The sequence below is a fragment of the Variovorax sp. MHTC-1 genome, from assembly GCF_003984645.1.
Lineage (GTDB): Bacteria > Pseudomonadota > Gammaproteobacteria > Burkholderiales > Burkholderiaceae_C > Variovorax.
Genome location: NZ_RWKI01000011.1, coordinates 97729 through 119863 on the forward strand (window position 1 = coordinate 97729; position 22135 = coordinate 119863).

Genomic DNA, 22135 nt, shown 5'->3' on the forward strand with positions numbered 1-22135 from the left:
ATCAATGCAGCCCCCACGCTCCGTCACTTCATGTACTCGCTGCCCCCCCCGAGGGGTAGCTGCAGGCCGCCCGTCTGCGCGGAGCGCGGACTTCGCCGCGCTGGCGGCCCGGCGCCGGCCTGATCGCCCCCGAATCTTCAGACCGACTGGATCGGGATGTAGATCTCGCCCCCGCCGGCCTTGAACTCCGCCGACTTGCCCGCCATGCCCTCGTCCAGGGCCTTCGCCTCGTCGATGCCGCGCTGCGCCGCGTACTCGCGCACCTCCTGCGTGATCTTCATCGAGCAGAACTTCGGGCCGCACATCGAGCAGAAATGCGCCACCTTGCTCGAATCCTTGGGCAGGGTCTCGTCGTGGAATTCGCGCGCGGTGTCGGGGTCGAGGCCGAGGTTGAACTGGTCCTGCCAGCGGAACTCGAAGCGCGCCTTGGACAGCGCGTCGTCGCGCGCCCGCGCGCCCGGATGGCCCTTGGCCACGTCGGCCGCATGCGCCGCGATCTTGTACGCGATGATCCCCTGCTTCACGTCGTCGCGGTCCGGCAGGCCCAGGTGCTCCTTGGGCGTGACGTAGCAGAGCATCGCCGTGCCGGCCCAGCCGATCATGGCGGCGCCGATCGCGCTCGCGATGTGGTCGTAGCCGGGCGCGATGTCGATGGTCAGCGGGCCCAGCGTGTAGAACGGCGCCTCGTGGCAGTGCTTGAGCTGCTCGTCCATGTTGGCCTGAACCAGGTGCATCGGCACGTGGCCGGGGCCTTCGATCATGGTCTGCACGTCGTGCTTCCATGCAATCTGCGTGAGCTCGCCCAGGGTACGCAGCTCGGCGAACTGGGCCTCGTCGTTGGCGTCCGCGGCACAACCCGGGCGCAGGCCGTCGCCGAGCGAGAAGCTCACGTCGTAGGCCTTCATGATCTCGCAGATCTCCTCGAAGCGCGTGTACAGGAAGCTCTCCCGGTGGTGCGAGATGCACCACTTGGCCATGATCGAGCCGCCTCTGGAGACGATGCCGGTGCGGCGGTCGGCCGTGAGGTGGATGAAGGGCAGGCGCAAGCCGGCATGGATGGTGAAGTAGTCGACGCCCTGTTCGGCCTGCTCGATCAGCGTGTCGCGGTAGATCTCCCACGTGAGGTCTTCCGCTACGCCGCCGACCTTCTCGAGCGCCTGGTAGATCGGCACGGTGCCGATGGGCACCGGGCTGTTGCGCACGATCCAGTCGCGCGTGGTGTGGATGTTGCGGCCGGTGGAAAGGTCCATCACGTTGTCGGCGCCCCAGCGGATCGCCCACACCAATTTTTCCACCTCTTCCTCGATGCTCGAGGTCACGGCGGAGTTGCCGATGTTGGCGTTGATCTTCACGAGGAAATTGCGCCCGATCGCCATCGGCTCGACTTCGGGATGGTTGATGTTGGCCGGGATGATGGCGCGGCCGCGCGCCACCTCGTCGCGCACGAACTCGGGTGTGATGATCTTCGGGATCTGCGCGCCCATCGGGTTGCCGGCCAGGCGCTTCTCGCGCGCGGCGTCGGCCAGGTACTCGGCCATCCATTCGCGCTTGCCGTTCTCGCGCAGCGCGACGTATTCCATCTCGGGCGTGACGATGCCGCGCCGCGCGTAGTGCATCTGGCTCACGTTCATGCCGGACTTGGCACGCAGCGGCGCGCGCTGCAGCCCCGAGGCGGCGGCGCGCAGCTCGGCCAGGCGCTGGGCGTCGCGGTCGGCATGGGTGGCGCCGTCGTCGAGCATCTGGTGCGAGCGGCCCTGGTAGCTTTCGGTGTCGCCGCGCTCGGCGATCCAGGCGCCGCGCACGCCGGGCAGGCCGCGGCGCACGTCGATCTCGGCCGAAGGGTCGGAGTACGGGCCCGAGGTGTCGTAGAGCGACACCTTTTCGCCGTTGGTGAGCAGCACGTCGCGCACGGGCACGCGCAGGTCCGGGCGGCTGCCGGCGATGGCGCTCTTGGTCGATGCAGGAAAGGGCTCGCGGGTCAGCGTGAGCAGCGAGGCGAACTTGTCAGGGGCATTCATGCGGGGCACTCCGGTTCGTTGGATGGGTGCTCCGCGATGGCTCCAGGATCGGCACGGCGGAAAAAGAATGTCCGGGGCCGGGGAGTCGCAGCTCTTCTTACGCTGGTATGAACCAGATCAAGTTCGCGGGTTCGGCCGCTTGGCCATCTCAGTACGCATCTGCGTGCACCCCGGAGCGGGGCCGATTCTAGGCCTCGTTCGCGGCCGGGATCAAGGGGTATCAGGCAGCATGGGCGGCGACGCACGACGCGCCGGCCGGCGCTGCCTCTTCATCGGCCTCCTCGAGCGCGGCCGCGGCGGCCCAGGCCGAGAGCCCGCCCGCCAGCACGCGCACGCGCGGCAAACCGGCCTTCATCAGCACGCGCGCGGCGGCGATGGCGGACTCGTCGTTCGGGCAGTCGCAGAACACGATGAGCTCGCGCCCGTCGGCGAACGCGGCGAGCTGCGACGGAAGCTCGCGCAGCCCGATGCCGACCGCGCCCGGAATCGCGCGCGGGTCCAGCGCGCGGCCTTCGGCGGAGCGCACGTCGATCAGCATCGGGCGCTCGCCGGCAGCGAAGGCTTCGCGCAAGTCGCCGACCTCGATCTGCTCGATGTCCTCGGCCGCGAGCGCGATCCGGCGCCGGCGATAGCGCCAGGCGACGAATGCCGCGAGCACCAGCGTGCCGACGACCGCGGCCGTGAGGCCGACGTTGGACAGCACCGACAGCACGTCCTGGATCGCCGCATGGAAGAGGCGGCCGAGCATGAGGAAGCCCAGCGTCCAGATCAGCGCGGCCACGGTCTCGTAGGAGAGGAAGCGCGTGTTCGACATGCCCAGTGCGCCCGCCATCGGCGGCGCGACCACCGACACGCCCGGCACGAACTTGGCCGCGATCAGCGACAGCCCGCCCCAGCGGCCGAGGATGGCCTCGCTGCGCCGTACGCAGGAGTCGGCCGACAGCGAGATGCGGCACAGGAGCCGCATCACGCGGTAGCCCCAGCGGCGCCCGGCCAGGAACCAGGCGCCGTCGCCGAGGATGTTGCCGGCCAGTGCAGCCGCCAGCACGGCGGCGAAGGAGACCTGCCCGCCGACCGACAGCCCGCCGGCGACGATGAGAAAGGGCGCAGCCGGCACGGGCGCACCGAGGCGGGTCGCCAGCGTGGCGAGGAACACCACGGCGGCACCCTGGGCCGAGAGAAGCGTGACGAGATCGTCCATCCGCTATTCCCCGGTCACGAGACGCCCCGCCGCAACCACCGGCGCTGCGCGTGGACGCGATGCCGGTGCGGCCATCCAGGGCGCAGCGGCCACGACTGGCGCCACCAGCATGGCATGGAGCCATTGCCGATAGGCGGTCGGAATCCTCGTGCTGCTGGCCATTTCGCCCTCTGGTGCTGGTTCTGTTCGGAGTGTGGAAGAGAGTGTGGGGGCGCGAGGGCCGTGGATAAATAGCCCAAAAGGAATCGGACTGTCTCCGTTCTGGACACAATGGCGCGCCGCGCGCTATCGAATTGCTAGCGCGCGATGCAGGTCGCATGCGGCGGCGATGGCCTTTTCAAGTGGCCCGAAGGCTTCAGCGCAGATCGCCGTCGAGGTAGTACCAGCGGCTGAGTCCGCCGTCGTCCTCGCGCACGAAGCGGCTGCGTTCGTGCAGCCGGGTCGCCACGCCGGCGCTGCTGCGCTGGCGGGCAACGAACTCGACCTCGGCATGGTCGGCGTCGAGCACCGAGCGCGAACGCACCTCCAGGCCCAGCCATTTGACGTCGGGCTCGAAGCCGAGCGTCGCAGGGCGCGTCGACGCATGCCAGGTGGCCAGCAGGTATTCGGCCCGCTCGAGCACGAAAGCCGTGTAGCGCGAACGCATGAGCGACTCGGCGTCGGGCGCCGGCGTGCGCTCGAAATCGTCGAGATAGCGCCCGCAGCACTGGGCATAGGGAAGCGGCAGCTCCCGGCGGTCGCGGCGCCCGCAGGGGCAGGGAACGCGCGCGGAGTTGGGAGAGGAAGTGGACATGAGGGAGAGACAGATTCTCGCGCATTGTGCAAGCCCTCTCGCAAACCCTGAATCGCCACGGATGGCGCGGCCCTTGCTCGCGCACTAAGCTCGACACGCGAAGGAGTGGCCATGTACCTGAAGGCTTCGGAACAGCACGCGCTGCGCGGCATCTTCGCGCTGCTCGCAGAAGACCAGAGCGAGCGCGAGATCCGCGAGCGCATCGGCTGGGCGCTGCTCGACCTGTTGCATGCCGACCAGTTCGCCTCCTTCGTGTGGGATGCCGACAGCGGCAGCTTCGGCCGCCGGGTGGCGCTCAACATGGACCCGGCCAACCTCGACCGCTATGCCGAGTGGCACCAGCATCACGCCCCGATCACCTTCGTCCTGCAAGCGCGCCGCCGCGCCACCCGCGTGACCCAAGTGATGCCGCAGCGCACGCTGATGCGCACGTCCTTCTTCAACGACTTCCTCTCACGCGACGGCCTGCACTGGGGCATGAACCTGCACGCTTTCGACGGCCAGCGCGCGCTGGGCGACCTGCGCATCTGGCGCTGCCGCGCGCGCGGGGATTTCGGCGAGCACGAGAAGGCGCTGCTGGACCTGATCGAGCCGGCCTTTGCCGGCGCGCTGCAGCGCGCGCAGCGCATCGAGGCCGAGCCTGCCGCATGGCCGCAGCTGAGCCCGCGCGAGCAGCAGGTCGCGCAGGCGGTGCGCGAGGGCTTGACCGACAAGGACATCGCGCGGCGCATGGCAGTCGCCGTGCCGACGGTGCGCACCTACCTCCGGCGCATCTTCGGCAAGCTGGGCATCGAACGCCGCTCGGCGCTGGCGGGCTGGACGGCGCCCGGCCCGGATCGCTGATTACTTCGTGGGCGCCGGCAGGCGGCCCAGCACCCCTTCGACCGCAAGCCCCAGTGCCAGCAGCTTGCGGTCGCTGCCGGCGGGACCGTCGAATTCAAGCCCGATCGGCAAGCCACTGGTGGCGCCCAGGCCGGAGGGCAGTTGCAGGCCGGGGATGCCGGCATTGCCGGCGGGGTCGGTGTTCTGAATCAGCGCGCCGAAGTTCTTCGGGCTGCTGGCCTCCGGCGTGGCGCCGAGCGCGACGCGCGTCACTGTCGGGAACACCAGCGCATCGAGCCGGTTCGCCTTGAAGGTGTCGCGGTAGAGCTTCTGCAGCGCCGGCCGCGCCTTGGCAATCGCGTTGTCGTAGGCGGGCTTGGCATCGACCACGCCGTTGGCCGCGGGCAGCTTGCGCGGGATCACCAGGCCTTCGAAGGCCCCCTTGACGTCGGGGCTGGCCACGGCCGCGGCCAGCTGGCGGATGTCGATGCCGGTGCGGTACTTGGCGAGGTAGGCCACCATGTCGTCGTGCGCCTCGTAGAACGCGATCGGGAAGCCGGCCGCTGCGTTGAGCTCCATCAGCTTCGGCATCTCAACGTCGACCAGCGTGACGCCGGCTTCGCGCAGCTTGGCCAGCGCAGCATCGGTGGCGGCCTTGGTGTCGGCATCGAGATTCGCGAAGAAGTCCGGCACCACGCCGAGCCGCACTCGCTTCAGGTCTGCCGGCACCACCGGCGCGCCGCCGGCGATGGTGCGGTCGAGCAGCGCCAGGTCGGCCACCGAGAGCGCCATCGGCCCGGCGGTGTCGCGCGTGTGCGAGATCGGCGCGATGCCCTGCTGCGAATAGCGGCCCATGCTCGGACGCAGCGCCGCGCAGCCATTGAAGGCGCAGGGAATGCGCACCGAGCCGCCGGTGTCGGTGCCGAGCGCGGCCGGCGCCATGCGCGCGCCGAGCGCCGCGCCGTTGCCCGAGGAGGAGCCACCCGCGATCCGGGTCGCGTCGTAGGCATTGCGCACACCGACCTCGGGCCCGCTCTGGAAGGCGGGGTTGTAGCCGGTGACGCCGAAGGCGAGCTCATGCATGTGGGTCTTGCCCAGCACCACCGCGCCTGCCGCGCGCAGCTTGGCGACCACGGGCGCATCGGCGCTGGGCACGAAGCCCTTCAGCGCCGGCGTGCCGGCGGTGGCGGGCAGGCCCTGGACCTGGATGTTGTCCTTGATGACCACGGGCACGCCGCCCAGCGGCTTGCAGGGGCCACCGCGTTTGCGCGCCGCATCGGCGGCGCGCGCGGCCTTCAGCGCGCCGGCCTCGTCGAGCGTGATGAAGGCATTGAGCTGCGGCTTGGCCTTGGCCTGCGCGAGATAGGCCGAGACCAGCTGCTCGCTGCTCAGCGAGCCGGCGCACAGGCGCTGCGCGGCCTCGCTGGCGGTCAGCATGGCGATGTCGGGCGGCGCGGATTGCGCGTGGGACTGCGGGGCGAGCCCCGCGATGCACAAGAGGGCCGCTGCGCGAAGAGCCAGGGCGGAATTCGAATGGGACATGGCGAAAGCTCCGGGGAGAGAGGCCGCCATGTTGCGCCGCTGGGCGGCGTCTGTCTGTCATCCAGATCGATGACAGCAGCGACTAGGGCCTTGCTAACGCTATTTGCGGGGATCGCGTTGCACCGGCTTCCGAGCGCGTGCGAGGCGCGCCTTGGCCTGCTGCCCCACATGATCGATCAGCCAGCCGCCCAGCACGACCATTCCGAGTACGCCGAGAGTCATGAGATCCGTTGCCATGATGCGCTCCTCATCGTTTCCACTGGCATCAGTCTGGGCGTTCGCGGCGCGCGCGTGAATCCGCCAATCGGCAGGGAAGCCGGCCGCAGGCGCCATAGAGCTTTAGACAGTGCGAGGCCGATGTCGTCAGGCCAGGGCGCGCTGGATCAGGAGCTTCTGGATGTCCGACGTGCCTTCGTAGATCTGGCAGACGCGCACGTCGCGGTAGATGCGTTCCAGCGGGAAGTCGTTGACGTAGCCGTAGCCTCCGAGCGTCTGGATCGCCGCGCTGCACACGCGCTCGGCCATCTCGCTCGCGAACAGCTTGGCCATCGCCGCCTCCTTGAGGCAGGGCCGGCCCGCGTCGCGCAGGCTCGCCGCATGCCAGATCAGCTGGCGCGCCGCTTCGAGCTGGGTCGCGCATTCCGCGAGCCTGAAGCCCACCGCCTGCTGCTCGAAGATCGAGCCGCCGAAGGCCTGGCGCTCCTTGGCGTAGGCCAGTGCCACCTCGAAGGCGCTGCGTGCCATGCCCACGCTCTGCGCGGCGATGCCGATGCGGCCGCCTTCCAGCGCGCCGAGCGCGATCTTGTATCCCTCGCCCTCCTGGCCGATCAGGTTCTCGGCCGGGATGCGGCAGGCGTCGAAGTTGATCTGCGCGGTGTCGCTCGAATGCTGGCCCAGCTTGTCCTCCAGCCGCGCGACCGTGTAGCCAGGCGCGTCGGTGGGCACGATGAAGGCGCTCATGCCGCGCTTGCCCGCGCCCTTGTCGGTGACCGCGATCACGATCGCGACCTGGCCGTTCTTGCCGCTGGTGATGAACTGCTTGACGCCGTCGATCACCCAGCCGTCCGGGTCCTTGCGCGCCGTGGTGCGCAGCGACGAGGCATCGCTGCCGGCCTGCGGCTCGGTCAGGCAGAAGGCGCCGAGCATCTGTCCTTGCGCCAGCGGCTGCAGCCACTTCTTCTTTTGCTGCGCATTGCCGTAGCGCATGAGGATCGCGTTGACCGGGCAGTTGGTGACGCTGATCGCGGTGCTGGTGCCGCCGTCGCCGGCCGCGATCTCTTCCAGCACCAGCGCGAGCGTCAGGTAGTCGAGGCCGGCGCCGCCGTCTTCCTCCGGCACGCAGATGCCGTAGGCGCCGAGCGCCGCTAGGCCAGCATGCGCTTCCTTGGGGAAGCTGTGCTCGCGGTCCCAGCGCGGCGCATTCGGCCAGAGCTCGGCTTGCGCGAAGTCGCGCACCGCGTCGCGTATCGCTTCCTGGTCGGCATTGAGCAGCATGGTCTTGTCTCTTGTTGACGCAAGGCCGTCATTCTAGGTACCGCTCGCTGCGACACGGCTCGCCCGCGCCGAACAAGAAATGTCACAGCGCGCGGCAATATGGCAAAAAAATGTCAACCGTGCGCGGTGCCCGTCGCTATGCGGCGATCAGTGCGGCCGAGCGCGCAATGGCCCGCGCGCTCAGCTTGGCGGCGGTTCGCAGCACGCCGTCCCAGTAGCGCTCGACGGCTTCGAGGCCGCCGGCTTTTTCCTGCAGCTCGAAGGGAACGCAGAGGGTCCAGTCCTTGATGCCGAGAAAGTGAGTTCGAAAGACCTCACCATGAAACTCGGCCGTCTCTTCTGCGCTGACGTCGCGCGTGATGGAGGGGCCGTGTTCGAACTGAGCACCCAGCGCGCCCAGATAGCCCTTTGCCATGCTGGTTCGAAAGCGCGCGAGCTCGTGCTCCGTCAGCTTCTGCCGGGCCTCCAGGCCCAGGCCCGGCACCGTGCGGCCCCGTGCCTCGGGAGCCTGGCTGTCTTCGACGTCGCCGGCGGCCCAGCACGCGTAGTAGTAGCCGCGGTCGGAGAGGTAGTCATAGGCCGTATGGATGCGCCCTTGATCGACCAGTGCGCGAAGCTTGTCGAACTGAGCCTTCGAAATCGGAGACGGCATGAAAAGAGAACTCCAGCGTGGAAAGGTCGCGCATCGAATGGACGGCGCCCTTTTTGCCAACGGTCACCGCCTTCGTTGCGGTCTGGACTGCAGTTATCGTGCCTGCTCTTGCCTCAGACCAATTCGAGCGCGACCGCCGTGCCTTCGCCGCCGCCGATGCACAGCGTCGCCACGCCGCGCTTCTTGCCTTTCTGCTGCAGCGCATGGATCAGCGTGACCATGATGCGCGCGCCGCTGGCGCCGATCGGGTGGCCCAGGGCGCAGGCGCCGCCGTGGACGTTGACGATGTGGTGCGAGATGTCGAGCTCGTGCATCAGCGCCATCGGCACCACGGCGAAGGCTTCGTTGACTTCCCAGAGATCGACGTCCTTCACGCCCCAGCCGGTCTTCTTGAACAGCTTGGACACGGCGCCCACGGGCGCGGTCGAGAACCACTCGGGCTGCTGCGCGTGGGTGGCATGGCCGACAAGGCGCGCGATCGGCCTGGCGCCGAGCTTCTTCGCGGTGCTCTCGGTCATCATCACCAGCGCGGCGGCGCCGTCGTTGATCGACGAGCTCGAGGCGGCGGTGATGGTTCCGCCCTCTTTCTTGAAGGCCGGCTTGAGTTGCGGGATCTTGTCGAGCTTGACCTTGCCCGGGCCTTCGTCGATCTCGATCACGGTGTCGCCGCCGCGGCCCTTGACCGTGACCGGTGCGATCTCGGCCTTGAAGGCGCCCGAGGTGGTGGCGGCCTTGGCGCGCTCCACGCTCGCGATCGCGAAGGCGTCCTGCTGCTCGCGCGTGAACTTGTACTTGGCCGCGCAGTCCTCGCCGAAGGTGCCCATCGAGCGGCCGGGCTGGTAGGCGTCCTCGAGGCCGTCGAGCATCATGTGGTCGAAGATGCGGTCGTGGCCCATGCGGTAGCCGCCGCGGCCTTTCAGCATGAGGTAGGGCGCGTTGGTCATGCTCTCCATGCCGCCGGCCACCATGACTTCGTGCGTGCCCGCGAGCAGCAGGTCGTGCGCGAGCATCGCGGCCTTCATGGCCGAGCCGCACATCTTGCTGAGCGTGACCGCGCCTGCGCTGTCGGGAAGGCCGCCCTTGTAGGCCGCCTGGCGCGCCGGCGCCTGGCCCTGGCCGGCCATCAGGCAGTTGCCGAACAGCACCTCGCCGACCGTGTCGGGCGCGATGCCCGCGCGCTCGATGGCCGCCTTGATGGCGACGCCGCCGAGGTCGTGCGCGGCAAGGGAAGAAAAGTCGCCCTGGAAGCCGCCCATGGGGGTGCGGGCTGCGCCGACGATGACGATGGATTCGGTCATGGAAGTTGCTCCTTAAGAAAAATGTGCACTAGCAAAAATCAAATCTCGCGCCTACGCCTGCCCCATTCGTCAAGCACCGCGGAACCGGCTTTGCCGGGCCGCTGGTGTTGCCTCCGCCAGGGGTTGGCGGAGCGACACGAAGTACGCGCAGCCTGGGGACGAGCTAAAAGTACGGGGCATGGCCATCGTGAATGAACCGCTGCGCCTCGTCGTAGGGAAAAACGTCCAGCATCTGGCCGGCCTGGATGCGTTCCTTGTGGCTTTGCCAGAAGGCGGCGTCGAGCAGGTCGGCATGGTGGGTCATGAAGGCCTCGCGCACCGCCTCGTTGCCGAGCAGGAAGGGGCCGAAGGTCTCGGGGAACACGTCCTTCGGACCGACCGAATACCAGACCTCGCCGCTCATCTCGTCTTCCTCGTGGATCGGCGTCGGCACGCGGCGGAAGTTGCAGTCGGTGAGGTATTCGATCTCGTCGTAGTCGTAGAACACGACCTTGCCGCCGCGCGTGACGCCGAAGTTCTTCCACAGCATGTCGCCGGGGAAGATGTTGGCCGCAACCATGTCCTTGATGGCATTGCCGTACTCGATGACTGCATGCTCCAGCTGCTTGCCCGCGCGCTTGGCGTGCTCGGGATGCTCGAGCTGGTCGAAAGCTTCCTGCAGGTAGATGTTGAGCGGGATCATGCGGCGCTCGATGTAGACGTGCTTGAGCACCACCTCCATCTCCCCGTTGCCGTCGCGGTCGCCGATCTCGAGCTGGCTGGGCGCGAACTTCTGGATCTCCTCGATCAGCTCGGGCTCGAAGCGGTCGAGCGGGAAGCCGACGTCGCTGTACTCCAGCGTGTCGGCCATGCGGCCCACGCGGTCGTGCTGCTTGACCAGCATGTACTTGCTCTTGATCTGCTCGCGCGTGGTGTCCTTCTGTGGCGGATAGAAGTCCTTGATGACCTTGAACACGTAGGGGAAGGACGGCAGGTCGAACACCAGCATCACCATGCCCTTGATGCCGGGCGCGATGCGGAACTTGTCGCTCGAGTAGTTGAGGTGATAGAGAAAGTCGCGGTAGAAGAGCGTCTTGCCCTGCTTGGCCAGCCCGAGCGCGTTGTAGATCTCTGCGCGCGGCTTGCGCGGCATCAGCGAGCGCAGGAACTGCACATAGGCCGATGGCACCTCCATGTCGACCATGAAGTAGGCGCGCGCGAAGCTGAAGAGCATCTGCAGGTCTTCCTCGCCGAAGAGCGCCGCGTCGATGTAGAACTTGCCGGCGCTGTCGTGCAGGATGGGCAGCGCAAAGGGCAGCTCGATGAAGCCGTTGATGATCTTTCCGACCACGTAGGCGCCCTTGTTGCGGTAGAACAGGCCCGACAGCACCTGCAGCTGGAAGTTGGCGCGCAGCTTGACCTGGTGGAAGCGCCCGAGGATGGCGGCCGCCACGCGCTCGGCGTCGCGCTGCATGTTGGCGTAGGCGCCCTGCAGCGCGTAGTCCTCGAGCATGCGCTCGATGGTGGCATCCAGCGTCTCGCGCTCGGGGTAGTAGGCGCGGTAGGTGGGTGCATCGCGCGGCTCGATGTACTCGGTGCTGATGGCCGGCCGCACGAAGATGAAGTCGTTCTGGAAGTAGGCGCGGTGCAGGATCTTGGTGGTCACCGAGTTGAAGAAGCTCTCGGCCAGCTCGGGCTGGTGATGGTCGACCAGCAAGCCGATGAAGTGCAGCTTGACCTGGTGCCAGACGTCCATCGGCTGCTCGCCGGCCTTGAACTCCTTCTCGAGCCGCGCCACCGCCTCGCTCACCCGCAGGTCGTAGAACTCGATGCGCTCGCGCTGCGCCCGCTGCTGGCCGTGCCAGTCGGCCGTCTCGAAACGGTGCTTGGCGCGCGCCGACTCGGCGCGGAACAGCTGGTAGTGGCGGTTGAAGCCGTCGCGCATCGCCTTCGCGATGTCGTAGGCCAGCGGCGAGTCGAGACGCTGGGGGAACATGGGTCAGGACGCGGCTTGCTCGGTGTCGGCGTCGGGCTGCACTTCGCCGAGCTTGCTCCACTTGTGGCGGATGCGCTGCACGGCCGCCTTGTACATCCCCTCGATCGGCTTGGCACCGTCGAGCGTCATGCCCAGATCCTGGAGCAGGCCGTCGTGCACGCCGAAGGCCCAGCCATGGATGGACACGGACTGATTGCGGCTCCAGGCATCTTCCATGACGGTGCTGACCGCCACGTTGACCACCTGCTCCGTCACGTTGAGCTCGCACAGGGCGTCGGCGCGCAGCGACTCCGGCAGGCTGTTGAGGAACACGCGGTGGCGGTCGCGAACGTCCTGGATGTGGCGGATCCAGTTGTCGGCCAAACCGATGCGTACGCCCTCGAGCGCAGCCTGGACGCCCCCGCAGCCGTAGTGCCCGACCACCATGATGTGCCGGACCTTGAGCCGCTCGACCGCGAACTGGATCGCCGACAGCGCGTTGAGGTCGGAGTGCACCACGATGTTGGCCACGTTGCGGTGCACGAACACCTCGCCCGGCTCCAGCCCGGTGATCTGGTTGGCGGGCACGCGGCTGTCGGAGCAGCCGATCCACATGTACTTGGGGGTCTGCTGCTTCACCAGGCCGGTGAAGAAGCCGGGGCGGTCGCGCTCCATCCGCGCAGCCCAGCTGCGGTTGTGGGAGAACAGGTCGTCGAGGTTGTCAGGCATGTTGTCGTCCATTGTCGGTGACTGGGGTGAAAGTCGGGCGTTCAGCGGGCCCTCAGCGGGCCTTGGGTTTGGCGGCACGCGCGAGCGCGGCGCGTGCCTGTTTCTCCTGCGCGCGGACTTCGGCCAGGTTGGCCTCCAGCTCGGCCAGTTGGGCCTCGAGCTGGGCCCGGTGGCTGCCGAGCACGCCGAGAAAGCGCTGCAGCTGCGCGGCGGTGTCGCGCGGGCTGTCGTACATGTCGAGAATTTCCTTGGCCTCGGTCAGCTTCAGGCCGAGCCGCTTGGCGCGCAGGGTGAGCGTCAGCCGCGCACGGTCGCGCGCGGTGTAGACGCGCTGCTGGCCCGCGCGCTCCGGGGCGAGCAGCCCCATGTCCTCGTAGAAGCGGATCGCCCGCGTGGTGAGGTCGAATTCCCGGGCGAGTTCGCCGATGGTGAAGGTCTGCGAAGGCATGATGCGGATGCGGGGTTGCGGCGGCGACAGCAGGTTCGGGCTGCACTGCCTACAATGTTGGCTCTTCTCCATGACGTTTACGTTAACGTCAATCGTACATGAACCTCCTCGAACGCGAACTCCAATATCCCTTCGGCGACACGCTGCCCGCGCCGGGCGAGACCTTCGAGGTCGCACCCGGGGTGCGCTGGATCCGCATGGCGCTGCCCTTCGCGCTCGACCATATCAACCTCTGGCTGCTGCGCGACACCATCGACGGCAAGGAAGGCTGGACGGTGGTGGACTGCTGCATCGCCCACGACGCCTCGCGCGCGCAGTGGGAGCAGATCTTCGCCACCCAGCTCGAAGGCCTGCCGATCCTGCGCGTGATCGTGACCCACATGCACCCCGACCACATCGGCCTGGCCGACTGGCTGTGCCGGCGCTGGAACGCGCCGCTGTGGATCAGCGCCACCGACTACCACGTGGCGCGCGTGCTGACCAGCGCCGGCGACACGCTCGCCGGCGGCGACGCAGCGGCCGACTTCTTCGCCGCGCACGGCCTGGTCGACCCCGAATCGGTGGCCAAGATCCGCGCGCGCAGCAACTACTACGCGAACATGGTGCCCGCAGTGCCAGCGAGCTTCGTGCGCCTGCTCGACGGCGCCACGGTCTCGATCGGCGGGCGCGCCTGGCGCTGCATCAGCGGCTACGGCCATGCGCCCGAGCACATCGCGCTCTATTGCGAGGAACTCAACGCGCTGCTGGGCGGCGACATGATGCTGCCGCGCATCTCGACCAACGTGAGCGTGCACGCAGGCGAGCCGGAGGCCAATCCGTTGCGCCTCTTCCTCGACAGCATCGAGCGCTTCAAGACCCTGCCCGCCGGCACGCTGGGACTGCCCTCGCACGGCAAGCCCTTCACCGGCATCCATCGGCGCGTCGAGCAGTTGCAGGAACACCACCGCGACCGCCTGGCCGAGCTGCTGGAGGCCTGCACCCGGACGCCGCACAGCGCGGCCGAAGGCCTGCCGATCCTGTTCAAGCGCCAGCTCGACCTGCACCAGATGACTTTTGCCATGGGCGAGACGGTGGCGCACCTGCACCTGCTGTGGTTCGAGGGGCTGCTGCAACGCCGAAAGGGTGAGGACGGCATTCACCGCTTCGGCGTGTTCGCATGAGCCATCCGGCCTCTCCCAAGGCGAATACCGCAGAGGTTATCGAATGAACGACACGCTGGCCCGGCTGCGTGCAGGCGAGCTGGCCGGTGCCCGGCGGCTGGACCTGTCGTGCGGGCTCACCGAATTTCCGCGCGAAATCTTCGAACTGGCCGATACGCTGGAAGTGCTCGACCTATCGGGCAATGCGCTCGCCACCCTGCCGGCGGACCTGGGCCGCCTGCACCGGCTGCGCGTGCTCTTCTGCTCGAACAACCGCTTCACGCAGCTGCCCGAATCGGTCGGGCAATGCGCGCAGCTCGACATCGCGGGCTTCAAGGCCAACCGCATCCGCGAGGTGCCCGCCGGCTCGCTGCCGGCAACGCTTCGCTGGCTGATCCTGACGGACAACGAGATCGAGGCGCTGCCCCGCACCATCGGCCGCTGCACGCGGCTGCAAAAGCTGATGCTGGCGGGCAATCGCCTGCAGGCGCTGCCGGCCGAGATGGCCGCCTGCCAAGGGCTCGAGCTGCTGCGCATCTCGGCCAACCGCCTTGCCGCCCTGCCCGATTGGCTGCTCTCGCTGCCGCGGCTTTCGTGGCTGGCTTTCGCGGGCAATCCCTTCGACGACCGAGCCGAGGCGGCGGCGCTGGCCGCAGAGGCCATCCCGGCCATTGATTGGAACTCTCTCTCGCTGCAACACAAGCTCGGCGAAGGCGCTTCCGGCGTGATTCACCAGGCGGACTGGGCGCGGGCCGACGGCGGCATCCAGCCGGTGGCGGTCAAGCTGTTCAAGGGCACCGTCACCAGCGACGGCTGGCCCCACAGCGAGATGGCGGCCTGCATCGCTGCCGGCGCGCACCCGAACCTGATAGCAGTGCAGGGCCAGGTCCGCAACCATCCCGAGAGCACGCCAGGCCTGGTGCTCTCACTGGTGGATCCGCGCTTCGGCAACCTGGCCGGCCCGCCCAGCCTGGCCTCCTGCACGCGCGACGTCTATGCCGGCGACGCCGGCTGGCCGGTGCCGACCGCGCTGTGCATGGCGCGCGGCATCGCCTCGGCCGCGGCGCAGCTGCATGCGCGCGGCATCCTGCACGGCGACCTCTACGCCCACAACATCCTGTGGGACGGCCGGGGCGACTGTCTCCTGGGTGACTTCGGTGCCGCCTCCTTCCTGCCGCTGGACGACCGCGCGCAGGCGCAGGCCCTGCAGCGCATCGAGGTGTGCGCCTTCGGCCATCTGCTGCAAGAGTTGCTGGCACGCTGCCAGCCGGCGAGCGATACAGATACCGCTTCCCTCGGGCTGCTGACCGCTCTTCAGGCACGCTGCACGCAACCCGAACCCGCCGCGCGCCCCGCCTTCGCCGAGATCGTGTCGGGGCTCGCGGCCGCCTGAGCGCGCACCCGCCATGCCGGCTCCCTTGCCGCTGCCCACCCGCGACGGCGTCGGCCCGAGCTGCGTCGCCCTGCCGGCCGGGCCCTGGCCCACTATCGCCGAGTTCCTGGTGCAGCGCTTTGCTGCCATCCCGCGCGCGACCTGGGAAGCACGCATGCGCTCGGGCGAGGTGGTCGACGAGCACGGCGTGCCCGTCACCGAAATGCGGCCCTACCAGCCGCGGCTGCGCATCTACTACTACCGCTCGCTCGAGACGGAGCGCCGCATCCCTTTCGACGAAGTCGTCCTGTTCCAGGACGAGCAGCTGCTGGCCGTGGACAAGCCCCATTTCCTTCCGGTCACGCCGGTCGGCAAGTACGTGCAGGAGAGCCTGCTCGTGCGCCTGAAGCGCAAGCTGGGTCTCGACGACTTGGCGCCCCTGCACCGCATCGACCGCGAGACCGCCGGCGTGGTGCTGTTCTCGGTCCGGCCCGAGACGCGCGGCATCTATCACGCGCTGTTTGCCGAGCGCGAGATCACCAAGCACTACGAGGCCATCGTGCCGTGGCGCGGTGAACCGGTGCTGCCCGCCGTGCGTCGCAGCCGCCTCGTGGACGACGCGCATTTCATGCGCATGCGGGAGGCGCCCGGCGAGCCCAACTCCGAGACGCGCTTCGAGCTGCTGGAGGCCCGCGAGGGCTGGGCCCGCCTGCTTCTGGCGCCGCTCACCGGGCGCAGGCACCAGCTGCGCGTGCATTGCGCAGCGATCGGCATGCCGATTCGCAACGACGCGATCTATCCCGAGCTTCTGCCCGAAGGCGGCGAGGACTTCGAGCGGCCGCTGCAGCTGCTGGCCAAGGGGCTGGCTTTTCGCGATCCGGTCACCGGCGTTCGGCGCGAATTCAAAAGCGCAAGAGCACTTTCACTGCCGCTCCGACCAAAGTCTTAGCCCGTTCATTCCGGCCTCAATCTGATGAATACTCGGACCCAGGGGGTACCGATGAACGTATTGATGATTGATGACCACGTGATGTTTCTGCAGGGTATGAAGAACCTGCTGAGCGTCCTGGTTCCCGAGTTGCGTGTGGAAACCACGGGCGAAATGACGAACGCCGTCCAGCTGGTGGCGCTCGCGGAGTTCGACCTGGTGCTGCTCGACTGGCACCTGGCCGATTGCGACGGCGAAGAATCCATCCGCCGGCTGCGCGACGCCGGCTGCATGGCGCGCATCGTGGTGCTGTCCGGCGAGACCGACGCCGCGATGATCCGCAACACGGTCGACCTCGGCGCAGCCGGCTTCATCCCCAAGAAGTACAGCTCGGAAATGATGGTCGCCGCGCTGCGGCACGTGCTCGCCGGGCGCATCTTCCTGCCGCTGGAAACCCTCAACGCGGCCCCTCCGCCCGACATCGAAAGCCGTCCCGGCAGCGGCAGTGACCCGCGGCTTGCAGGCCTCACGGCGCGCCAGATGGACGTCTACCGCGCCGCGGCTCGCGGCCTGCCCAACAAGCTCATCGCGCGCCAGCTCAACATCGCCGAGTCCACTGTCAAGGCCCACCTGACCGCCGTCTACACGGCGCTCGGCGTGCGCAACCGGACCGAGGCCGCCTACCAGGCATCGCGCGAGGGCATGCGAATTGACTGAAGCCGCAGCCGTCTCCCTCACGGATTCGAGGCCGGAACTGCGTGAGGCGCGCATCGAACACCGCATCGCCGAGCGCCGACTGGCCTTGTTGCTGCACTACTCCCGGCGCCTACCTTTGGTCTACTTCGGCTACCTGCTGGTCGCCCTCGTCGCCACGCAGCAAGGTCTGAGCATCTGGCAATGGGTCTGGCTCGCCTGCACATGGGCAGTGGGGGTGCACCGCTACCGGCTGGCGCAGACCATCGAGCGCGCGCCCGCCGAGACCTGGCTCGCGGGGCTTCGCCGGCTAGAGAACGGCTTCACGATGAACGGCCTGGTGACCGCGCCGATCGTCCCCTTCATCTACTACTCGATCCCGACCAACGCCGGACCGCTCCTGATGGGCGTCATGCTGATCGTGGGAGTTGCCATCAGCGTCACCTCGCTGGCGGGCTCGCTGCGCGCCTTCGTCGGGCTGTCCACGCTGACCTTTGGCTTCATCGCCGTCGGATGGATCTTGCGCGGCGGCACACTAGGGATCTCGCTCGGAATCGGCGTTTGCGCCATGTATGCGCTGCTGCTGGGAACCGTCAAGGATCAGGCTCGCAACCTGAAGGAACTCATGAGCGTGGTCGACGACAACGCGGTGCTGTCCGAAGCGGTCAAGGTGGCACGCGATCGAGCGGAAGCGGCGAGTGAGGCCAAGACACGCTTCTTCGCCGCGGCCAGCCATGACCTGCGGCAGCCCTTGCATGCACTGTCGATCAACGCCACCACGCTCGACATCCTTGCCCAGCGAGCGACCGATCCGCTGTTGAAAGAGGTGAGCCGGGGCATCAGCAGCGCGCTGCGCCAGAGCAGCGGACTGCTGGACGGGCTGCTCGACATTTCACGCCTCGACGCTCACTCCATCGCTGCGAAGTTCGCATCCCATGACATCGGAGCGGTGCTCCGCGCAGTGCATGACGAGTACGCGGCGCTGGCGGCGCAGAAGGGGCTGTCGCTCCGGGTCGACCTGAAGGACGAGCCGCTGTGGGGTCTCACCGACAGCGATCAGCTGCTGCGCATCCTCGGCAATCTGGTCAACAACGCCATCAAATTCACATCGACCGGCGGCGTCACGCTTGCGGCGCGACGCGCGCAGTCGGGACGCGTCCTGGTTCAGGTCTTGGACACGGGTCCGGGCATTCCGGCGAGCGAACGCGAACGGGTGTTCGAAGAGTTCTATCAGATCGGCAACCCGTCGCGCGACCGCGCGCAAGGCCTCGGATTGGGCCTCGCCATCGTGCGGCGAACTGCCGCGCTGCTCGATATCGAGCTGAAGCTCGACAGCGAGCCGGGCCGGGGCACGACCTTCGAACTCGAGATGGATGCCGCGCCGCCGATGGTTCCGGAACTCTCGTCGCCTCCACCGGTCTCCGCGCGCGACGCCGATGGCACGCGCCTGGCGGTGCTGCTGGTCGACGACGAGGCCGAAGTGCTCAATGCGATGTGCATCTATCTGCATCAGATGGGCTGGTCGGTCAAGGGCGTCACGGATGGGGGCAAGGCGCAGCAGGCGATCGCCGACGGCTTCGAGCCGGACGTGCTGGTGGTCGACTTTCGCTTGCGCAACGAAACCGGCATCGACGTGATCGGGCGCCTGCGCCGGGAGATGCCGACCCTGCCGGCGGTGATCGTGACGGGCGAAACGGCACCCTCGCGTTTCGCCGAGTTGTCGAGCGTGGCCGCAAGAGTCCTCCACAAGCCCCTGGACGGCGAGCACCTGGCGCGCACCCTGCAGGAGGTCGCGCTTGGAATCAGCCCGCGAGCGACGCCGGCGCTGGCGGGCAGTGCTTCCCCTTAGCGCGCATGCCGTTGCCGCATCTCATGAGTGCGGCAATTCCCGATCGCCGGCGCGTTCACGCAGCAGCGCAAGCTCGGCGCCGGAAGCCATCTGTCTGTCCCATTTCTGCAGCAGCGGCTTCATTCGCCGCCGCCAGAGGGACGGCACCATCGCCAGCAGCGGCGCTGCAAAGTAGCCGAGCGGCAGCAGCGGAGCACCAGGCTCGCTGCGCAGTTTCCAGAATGGAATGTTGGCCCGGGCATGATGGTCCGCATGCCGGGGCAGATTGATGAGATGCGGTCCGCTCACCGCCGCCGTGCAATCCCAGGAATGGCGAGGCTCGACCGGCGTTCCGGGGACCCGAACCAGCCCGTAGTGCTGAACGTAGTTGATCGCCTCGTTGAGCGCCTTCGCGCGGGCCGCGCAGAGGAGGAACACGAGCAGCGCCTGCCATCCGAACGCGGCCCCCATGAGGACGACGATCGACAGCGTCATCGCTTGCCCGGCGATGAATCGATTGTCCAGGCTCCACGGCGATCGCCCCCGTCTGGCCAGTCGTCCCTTCTCTATCCGCCAGGCGCCGACCCACTGCCCCCACGCGGATCGAAACATGAAGCGATACACGGACTCTCCGCGCCTCGCGGTCGCCGGATCTGCGCGGGTGCCCACATGCTTGTGATGCTGATGCAGATGCGTGATCGCAAACTGCGTGTCGCCCACCGCTGCCAGCAGCAGTTTTCCCGCGCCCGCGCTGAGCCGATCTCGCCGGTGGATGAGCTCGTGCGCGACAAAGAAATTCCCGCTCAGCAGGAGGCTGATGGAATGCACGACGCCCAAGGTGCTCCAGACGACGAGTTCGTCGCGCCGGCGAAGAACATCCCAACCGGTCATTGCCTGGGTCATCTCGCCGATATGCGCGAAATCTCCCGGCGCCATCTTCCAACCGACAAGGATCAATGCGATCACGGTCAGAAGAAGCTGCGCGAACAGAAACAGGTTGAGCAAACCTGGCCATCTGAGAACCGGGGTCGATGTGTCGGGAGGAAGGACGGCGTCGCCCACGATCACGATGGCCATCGGCACGATGAAGCCGAGCCAGGTCCAAGCTCCACCTGCCAGAACGGTCACGAAAATCAGCGGCCCGAAGAAGAGCAGGAATCCGCCGTGTCGAAGATAGGAGGCCATAGTGCGCTCGGCTCTCGATCCGATGGATGAGAGAGGCCGGTGAGAAGAGTTTGCAGAGTTCGGTCCCGACACCTTTCCAGCGTCCGCCGTCGAAGTGCGATTCGATGCGGACTGCCCGGTGCTCAGGGAGAAATGCGCTCGGTGACGTGCTGGAACTGCATCAGGTAAAGCGCCGCGGTGTGGCGCGCGGTGTCGACGATCTGGCGCGCCGCCCTGCCCTCGCTGTCGAGCGCCATCGCCATCTCGACCGCGGCGAGCCAGCGGCTGAGGTGGTTCTCGTCGTTGTGGCCGTGGTACTCGAGGAAGCGGAAAGCTTCAGGGGGCAGTTTCAGCCCCGCCTTGATCAGCGGCAGCAGCGCCGGCACGATGCGCTGCCCGGTGCCTTCGATGACGTAGATCGCGCCCAGGAGGCCGATCGGGTTGCGCGTCGCGGCCAGGCCATGCAGGTAGGCGTTGAGCGCTTCGCCGCCCGGGTTGCGCCGCAGGGCATCGATGTCCGCGATGCTGCCGCCGGCCTTGCGGTAGTCGTTGAACAGGATCATGAAGTCGTCCTGCTCCTCGCCGGCATGCAAGCCGATCAGGGCGGCCAGCGCCTGGTAGGGCTCGGCCAGCGAGGCGGCGCCTTCGCGCATCCACTTGCTGCCTTCGCGCACCTGGGGAATCCAGTTCTCCATCCAGTTCAGGTAGTCCGCGAGCGCGAAGCGGCGCTCGCGGATCTGCTGCACCAGCGGCGTGCGCCATACGCGCGAACGGTAGTCGTGCCAGATCGCGGCCAGCTCGGTGAGCAGTTCGCCCAGGCCCTCGGGCGCGGCCGCCGGGTCGTGCGGCGGTGCAATGACTTCAGTCGACGCCTCGGTCGCCGCCTCTGCGCGAACCGGCGCAGGCGCAGCGGCAGCAGCGGCACCGGACTCCTCGACCTCGAACAGCATGTACGCCGCCATGAAGCGGCCCGACTCGGGCACGTAGCAGAAGATCTGCTCGCCTGCCTTCAAGCTCTTGGTCTGCAGGAACTCGGCCAGCATGATCATGATCGAGGCCGCGCCGGTGTTGCCGCGCCAGGCCAGGTTGCTATACCAGCGCTCGCGCGGAATGGCGAGGCCAGCCTTGCGCATCAGGTCGTCCACCACCGGGATGAACTTCTCCGACGAGTAGTGGCACAGGAAATGGTCGACCCGCGACGGATCGACCCAGCCCTCGCGCACCAGGCCCGCGTATTCGTGGATGCCGATGTCGAACAGGTGCGGCAAGAGGCGGATGTCCTGCCTGAGCGCGAGCGCACCCGCAGCCTCGGCCTCGCCCCAGGAGCCGAAGTCCAGGTGGCCGCGCGAGCGGTCTTCGGTCAGGCCCAGCTGCATACACACCGGATAGTCGCCGGAGAAGGCGCGCTGATGGATCCACTTGAGGCGCAAGCGCAGGCCCGGCGCGCCGGCCAGCGCCGCTGCGCCGTCGGACAGCAGCAGCGCACCGGCGCCGTCGGACAGCATCCAGCGCAGGAAATGCGAGTCGAAGTCGGTGTCGTAACCGCGCGCTGCGAAGCGCGAGCGCTTGAACAGGCGCGAGGGCATCTCGCTCGCCACCGCCAGCGCAGAGCGATGCGCGCCGAGCTCCACGCCCTGCGCCGCCGCCTGGATCGCCGACACCCCCGCCGCGCAAATGCCGTGGACCGACAGCGTTTCCATCGGCGGCGCCGCGAGCTCGCCCTGGATCATGTTGGCGAAGCCCGGCATCAGCGCATCGCCGCCCGAGGAGCCGCTGGCCAGCAACGACACGCGCGACAGCTCGACCGCGCCCTGCTGCAGGCAATGGCGGATCGCGCCGGCCGCAAGCTGCGCGTTGGTGTGCACCGTGCGGCCCTCGGCGTCGATCGCGTAGTAGCGCTCGCGGATGCCGTTCTCGGCCAGGATGCGTCGCTTGATGCGCTCCGACATGCGGTTGAGCGGTGCGATGTAGGCATCCATGTGTTCGTTGGACACCGGCTCGCCGGGCATGAAATAGCCGGCACTTTCGAGGTAGACGCGTTGGAATGAGACTGGCATGGA

General features: G+C 67.9%; 20 protein-coding genes and 1 riboswitch. Of the genes, 6 read left to right on the forward strand and 14 right to left on the reverse strand.

Features of this window, described 5'->3' with window-relative positions; translation table 11 throughout:
• Window positions 1–137 precede the first annotated feature (137 nt).
• From thiC to EJI01_RS18945, 4 genes are all read right to left on the reverse strand, one after another.
• Window positions 138–2018 (reverse strand): phosphomethylpyrimidine synthase ThiC, encoded by a 1881-nt coding sequence (gene thiC / locus EJI01_RS18935; RefSeq protein ID WP_126838675.1) that lies wholly within the window; start codon window positions 2016–2018, stop codon window positions 138–140.
• Window positions 2019–2095: 77 nt separating this feature from the next.
• A riboswitch (TPP riboswitch) is annotated at window positions 2096–2201 on the reverse strand.
• A 37-nt stretch (window positions 2202–2238) separates the two neighbouring features.
• On the reverse strand, window positions 2239–3219 hold the full coding sequence (locus tag EJI01_RS18940; RefSeq protein ID WP_126838676.1) for a rhodanese-like domain-containing protein: 981 nt from the start codon (window positions 3217–3219) through the stop codon (window positions 2239–2241).
• A 3-nt stretch (window positions 3220–3222) separates the two neighbouring features.
• Window positions 3223–3381: a hypothetical protein gene (locus EJI01_RS28820; RefSeq protein ID WP_185878971.1), complete on the reverse strand. Its 159-nt coding sequence runs from the start codon at window positions 3379–3381 to the stop codon at window positions 3223–3225.
• 193 nt (window positions 3382–3574) lie between these two features.
• Complete coding sequence (locus EJI01_RS18945; RefSeq protein WP_126838677.1) at window positions 3575–4012, reverse strand: YchJ family protein; 438 nt, start codon at window positions 4010–4012, stop codon at window positions 3575–3577.
• Window positions 4013–4123: 111 nt separating this feature from the next.
• Here EJI01_RS18945 and EJI01_RS18950 point away from each other — a divergent pair, with 111 nt between their 5' ends.
• Window positions 4124–4855, forward strand: coding sequence for a helix-turn-helix transcriptional regulator (locus tag EJI01_RS18950; RefSeq protein ID WP_126838678.1), 732 nt, complete (start codon window positions 4124–4126; stop codon window positions 4853–4855).
• Here EJI01_RS18950 and iaaH read toward each other — a convergent pair whose 3' ends face one another.
• The 8 genes from iaaH to EJI01_RS18985 all read right to left on the reverse strand — a co-directional run bounded on the left by iaaH (window position 4856) and on the right by EJI01_RS18985 (window position 12951).
• Window positions 4856–6376, reverse strand: coding sequence for an indoleacetamide hydrolase (iaaH, locus tag EJI01_RS18955; protein ID WP_126838679.1), 1521 nt, complete (start codon window positions 6374–6376; stop codon window positions 4856–4858). It abuts the gene before it with no gap.
• 99 nt (window positions 6377–6475) lie between these two features.
• Entirely contained in the window at window positions 6476–6613 is a 138-nt protein-coding gene (locus tag EJI01_RS28825; RefSeq protein WP_185878972.1) for a hypothetical protein, read from the reverse strand.
• A 126-nt stretch (window positions 6614–6739) separates the two neighbouring features.
• Complete coding sequence (locus EJI01_RS18960; protein ID WP_126838680.1) at window positions 6740–7870, reverse strand: acyl-CoA dehydrogenase family protein; 1131 nt, start codon at window positions 7868–7870, stop codon at window positions 6740–6742.
• A 136-nt stretch (window positions 7871–8006) separates the two neighbouring features.
• A complete protein-coding gene (locus tag EJI01_RS18965) occupies window positions 8007–8522 on the reverse strand; it encodes a hypothetical protein (RefSeq protein WP_126838681.1) in 516 nt (171 codons plus the stop codon).
• 113 nt (window positions 8523–8635) lie between these two features.
• The gene (locus EJI01_RS18970) at window positions 8636–9820 is read right to left on the reverse strand and encodes an acetyl-CoA C-acyltransferase (protein WP_126838682.1); all 1185 of its coding nucleotides are present in this window, start codon (window positions 9818–9820) and stop codon (window positions 8636–8638) included.
• A 163-nt stretch (window positions 9821–9983) separates the two neighbouring features.
• Entirely contained in the window at window positions 9984–11795 is a 1812-nt protein-coding gene (gene aceK, locus EJI01_RS18975) for a bifunctional isocitrate dehydrogenase kinase/phosphatase (RefSeq protein ID WP_126838683.1), read from the reverse strand.
• Window positions 11796–11798: 3 nt separating this feature from the next.
• A complete protein-coding gene (gene can / locus EJI01_RS18980; RefSeq protein WP_126838684.1) occupies window positions 11799–12503 on the reverse strand; it encodes a carbonate dehydratase in 705 nt (234 codons plus the stop codon).
• A gap of 52 nt (window positions 12504–12555) precedes the next feature.
• Window positions 12556–12951 carry a MerR family transcriptional regulator gene (locus tag EJI01_RS18985; protein WP_126838685.1) on the reverse strand — a complete coding sequence of 132 codons (396 nt, stop codon included), beginning with the start codon at window positions 12949–12951 and terminating at the stop codon, window positions 12556–12558.
• A 98-nt stretch (window positions 12952–13049) separates the two neighbouring features.
• Here EJI01_RS18985 and EJI01_RS18990 point away from each other — a divergent pair, with 98 nt between their 5' ends.
• From EJI01_RS18990 to EJI01_RS19010, 5 genes are all read left to right on the forward strand, one after another.
• Complete coding sequence (locus tag EJI01_RS18990) at window positions 13050–14111, forward strand: MBL fold metallo-hydrolase (protein WP_126838686.1); 1062 nt, start codon at window positions 13050–13052, stop codon at window positions 14109–14111.
• A 43-nt stretch (window positions 14112–14154) separates the two neighbouring features.
• Complete coding sequence (locus EJI01_RS18995) at window positions 14155–15483, forward strand: leucine-rich repeat-containing protein kinase family protein (RefSeq protein WP_126838687.1); 1329 nt, start codon at window positions 14155–14157, stop codon at window positions 15481–15483.
• A 13-nt stretch (window positions 15484–15496) separates the two neighbouring features.
• Entirely contained in the window at window positions 15497–16411 is a 915-nt protein-coding gene (locus EJI01_RS19000) for a pseudouridine synthase (RefSeq protein ID WP_126838688.1), read from the forward strand.
• A 63-nt stretch (window positions 16412–16474) separates the two neighbouring features.
• A complete protein-coding gene (locus EJI01_RS19005) occupies window positions 16475–17107 on the forward strand; it encodes a response regulator transcription factor (protein WP_185878973.1) in 633 nt (210 codons plus the stop codon).
• The gene (locus EJI01_RS19010) at window positions 17100–18932 is read left to right on the forward strand and encodes a hybrid sensor histidine kinase/response regulator (protein ID WP_126838690.1); all 1833 of its coding nucleotides are present in this window, start codon (window positions 17100–17102) and stop codon (window positions 18930–18932) included. Before EJI01_RS19005 ends, EJI01_RS19010 begins: the two co-directional genes overlap by 8 nt.
• Before the next feature lie 21 nt (window positions 18933–18953).
• Here EJI01_RS19010 and EJI01_RS19015 read toward each other — a convergent pair whose 3' ends face one another.
• Together EJI01_RS19015 and EJI01_RS19020 are read right to left on the reverse strand one after the other, a co-directional pair.
• Complete coding sequence (locus EJI01_RS19015; protein ID WP_126838691.1) at window positions 18954–20096, reverse strand: alkane 1-monooxygenase; 1143 nt, start codon at window positions 20094–20096, stop codon at window positions 18954–18956.
• A gap of 122 nt (window positions 20097–20218) precedes the next feature.
• A complete protein-coding gene (locus tag EJI01_RS19020; protein WP_126838692.1) occupies window positions 20219–22132 on the reverse strand; it encodes an iron-containing redox enzyme family protein in 1914 nt (637 codons plus the stop codon).
• Between the last annotated feature and the right edge of the window lie 3 nt (window positions 22133–22135).

Bases quoted from the DNA above. Each gene is read 5' to 3' on its own strand.
- thiC (WP_126838675.1), bottom strand. From the start codon at position 2,018: ATGAATGCCCCTGACAAGTTCGCCTCGCTGCTCACGCTGACCCGCGAG.
- EJI01_RS18940 (WP_126838676.1), bottom strand. From the start codon at position 3,219: ATGGACGATCTCGTCACGCTTCTCTCGGCCCAGGGTGCCGCCGTGGTG.
- EJI01_RS28820 (WP_185878971.1), bottom strand. From the start codon at position 3,381: ATGGCCAGCAGCACGAGGATTCCGACCGCCTATCGGCAATGGCTCCAT.
- EJI01_RS18945 (WP_126838677.1), bottom strand. From the start codon at position 4,012: ATGTCCACTTCCTCTCCCAACTCCGCGCGCGTTCCCTGCCCCTGCGGG.
- EJI01_RS18950 (WP_126838678.1), top strand. From the start codon at position 4,124: ATGTACCTGAAGGCTTCGGAACAGCACGCGCTGCGCGGCATCTTCGCG.
- iaaH (WP_126838679.1), bottom strand. From the start codon at position 6,376: ATGTCCCATTCGAATTCCGCCCTGGCTCTTCGCGCAGCGGCCCTCTTG.
- EJI01_RS28825 (WP_185878972.1), bottom strand. From the start codon at position 6,613: ATGGCAACGGATCTCATGACTCTCGGCGTACTCGGAATGGTCGTGCTG.
- EJI01_RS18960 (WP_126838680.1), bottom strand. From the start codon at position 7,870: ATGCTGCTCAATGCCGACCAGGAAGCGATACGCGACGCGGTGCGCGAC.
- EJI01_RS18965 (WP_126838681.1), bottom strand. From the start codon at position 8,522: ATGCCGTCTCCGATTTCGAAGGCTCAGTTCGACAAGCTTCGCGCACTG.
- EJI01_RS18970 (WP_126838682.1), bottom strand. From the start codon at position 9,820: ATGACCGAATCCATCGTCATCGTCGGCGCAGCCCGCACCCCCATGGGC.
- aceK (WP_126838683.1), bottom strand. From the start codon at position 11,795: ATGTTCCCCCAGCGTCTCGACTCGCCGCTGGCCTACGACATCGCGAAG.
- can (WP_126838684.1), bottom strand. From the start codon at position 12,503: ATGCCTGACAACCTCGACGACCTGTTCTCCCACAACCGCAGCTGGGCT.
- EJI01_RS18985 (WP_126838685.1), bottom strand. From the start codon at position 12,951: ATGCCTTCGCAGACCTTCACCATCGGCGAACTCGCCCGGGAATTCGAC.
- EJI01_RS18990 (WP_126838686.1), top strand. From the start codon at position 13,050: ATGAACCTCCTCGAACGCGAACTCCAATATCCCTTCGGCGACACGCTG.
- EJI01_RS18995 (WP_126838687.1), top strand. From the start codon at position 14,155: ATGAACGACACGCTGGCCCGGCTGCGTGCAGGCGAGCTGGCCGGTGCC.
- EJI01_RS19000 (WP_126838688.1), top strand. From the start codon at position 15,497: ATGCCGGCTCCCTTGCCGCTGCCCACCCGCGACGGCGTCGGCCCGAGC.
- EJI01_RS19005 (WP_185878973.1), top strand. From the start codon at position 16,475: ATGATTGATGACCACGTGATGTTTCTGCAGGGTATGAAGAACCTGCTG.
- EJI01_RS19015 (WP_126838691.1), bottom strand. From the start codon at position 20,096: ATGGCCTCCTATCTTCGACACGGCGGATTCCTGCTCTTCTTCGGGCCG.
- EJI01_RS19020 (WP_126838692.1), bottom strand. From the start codon at position 22,132: ATGCCAGTCTCATTCCAACGCGTCTACCTCGAAAGTGCCGGCTATTTC.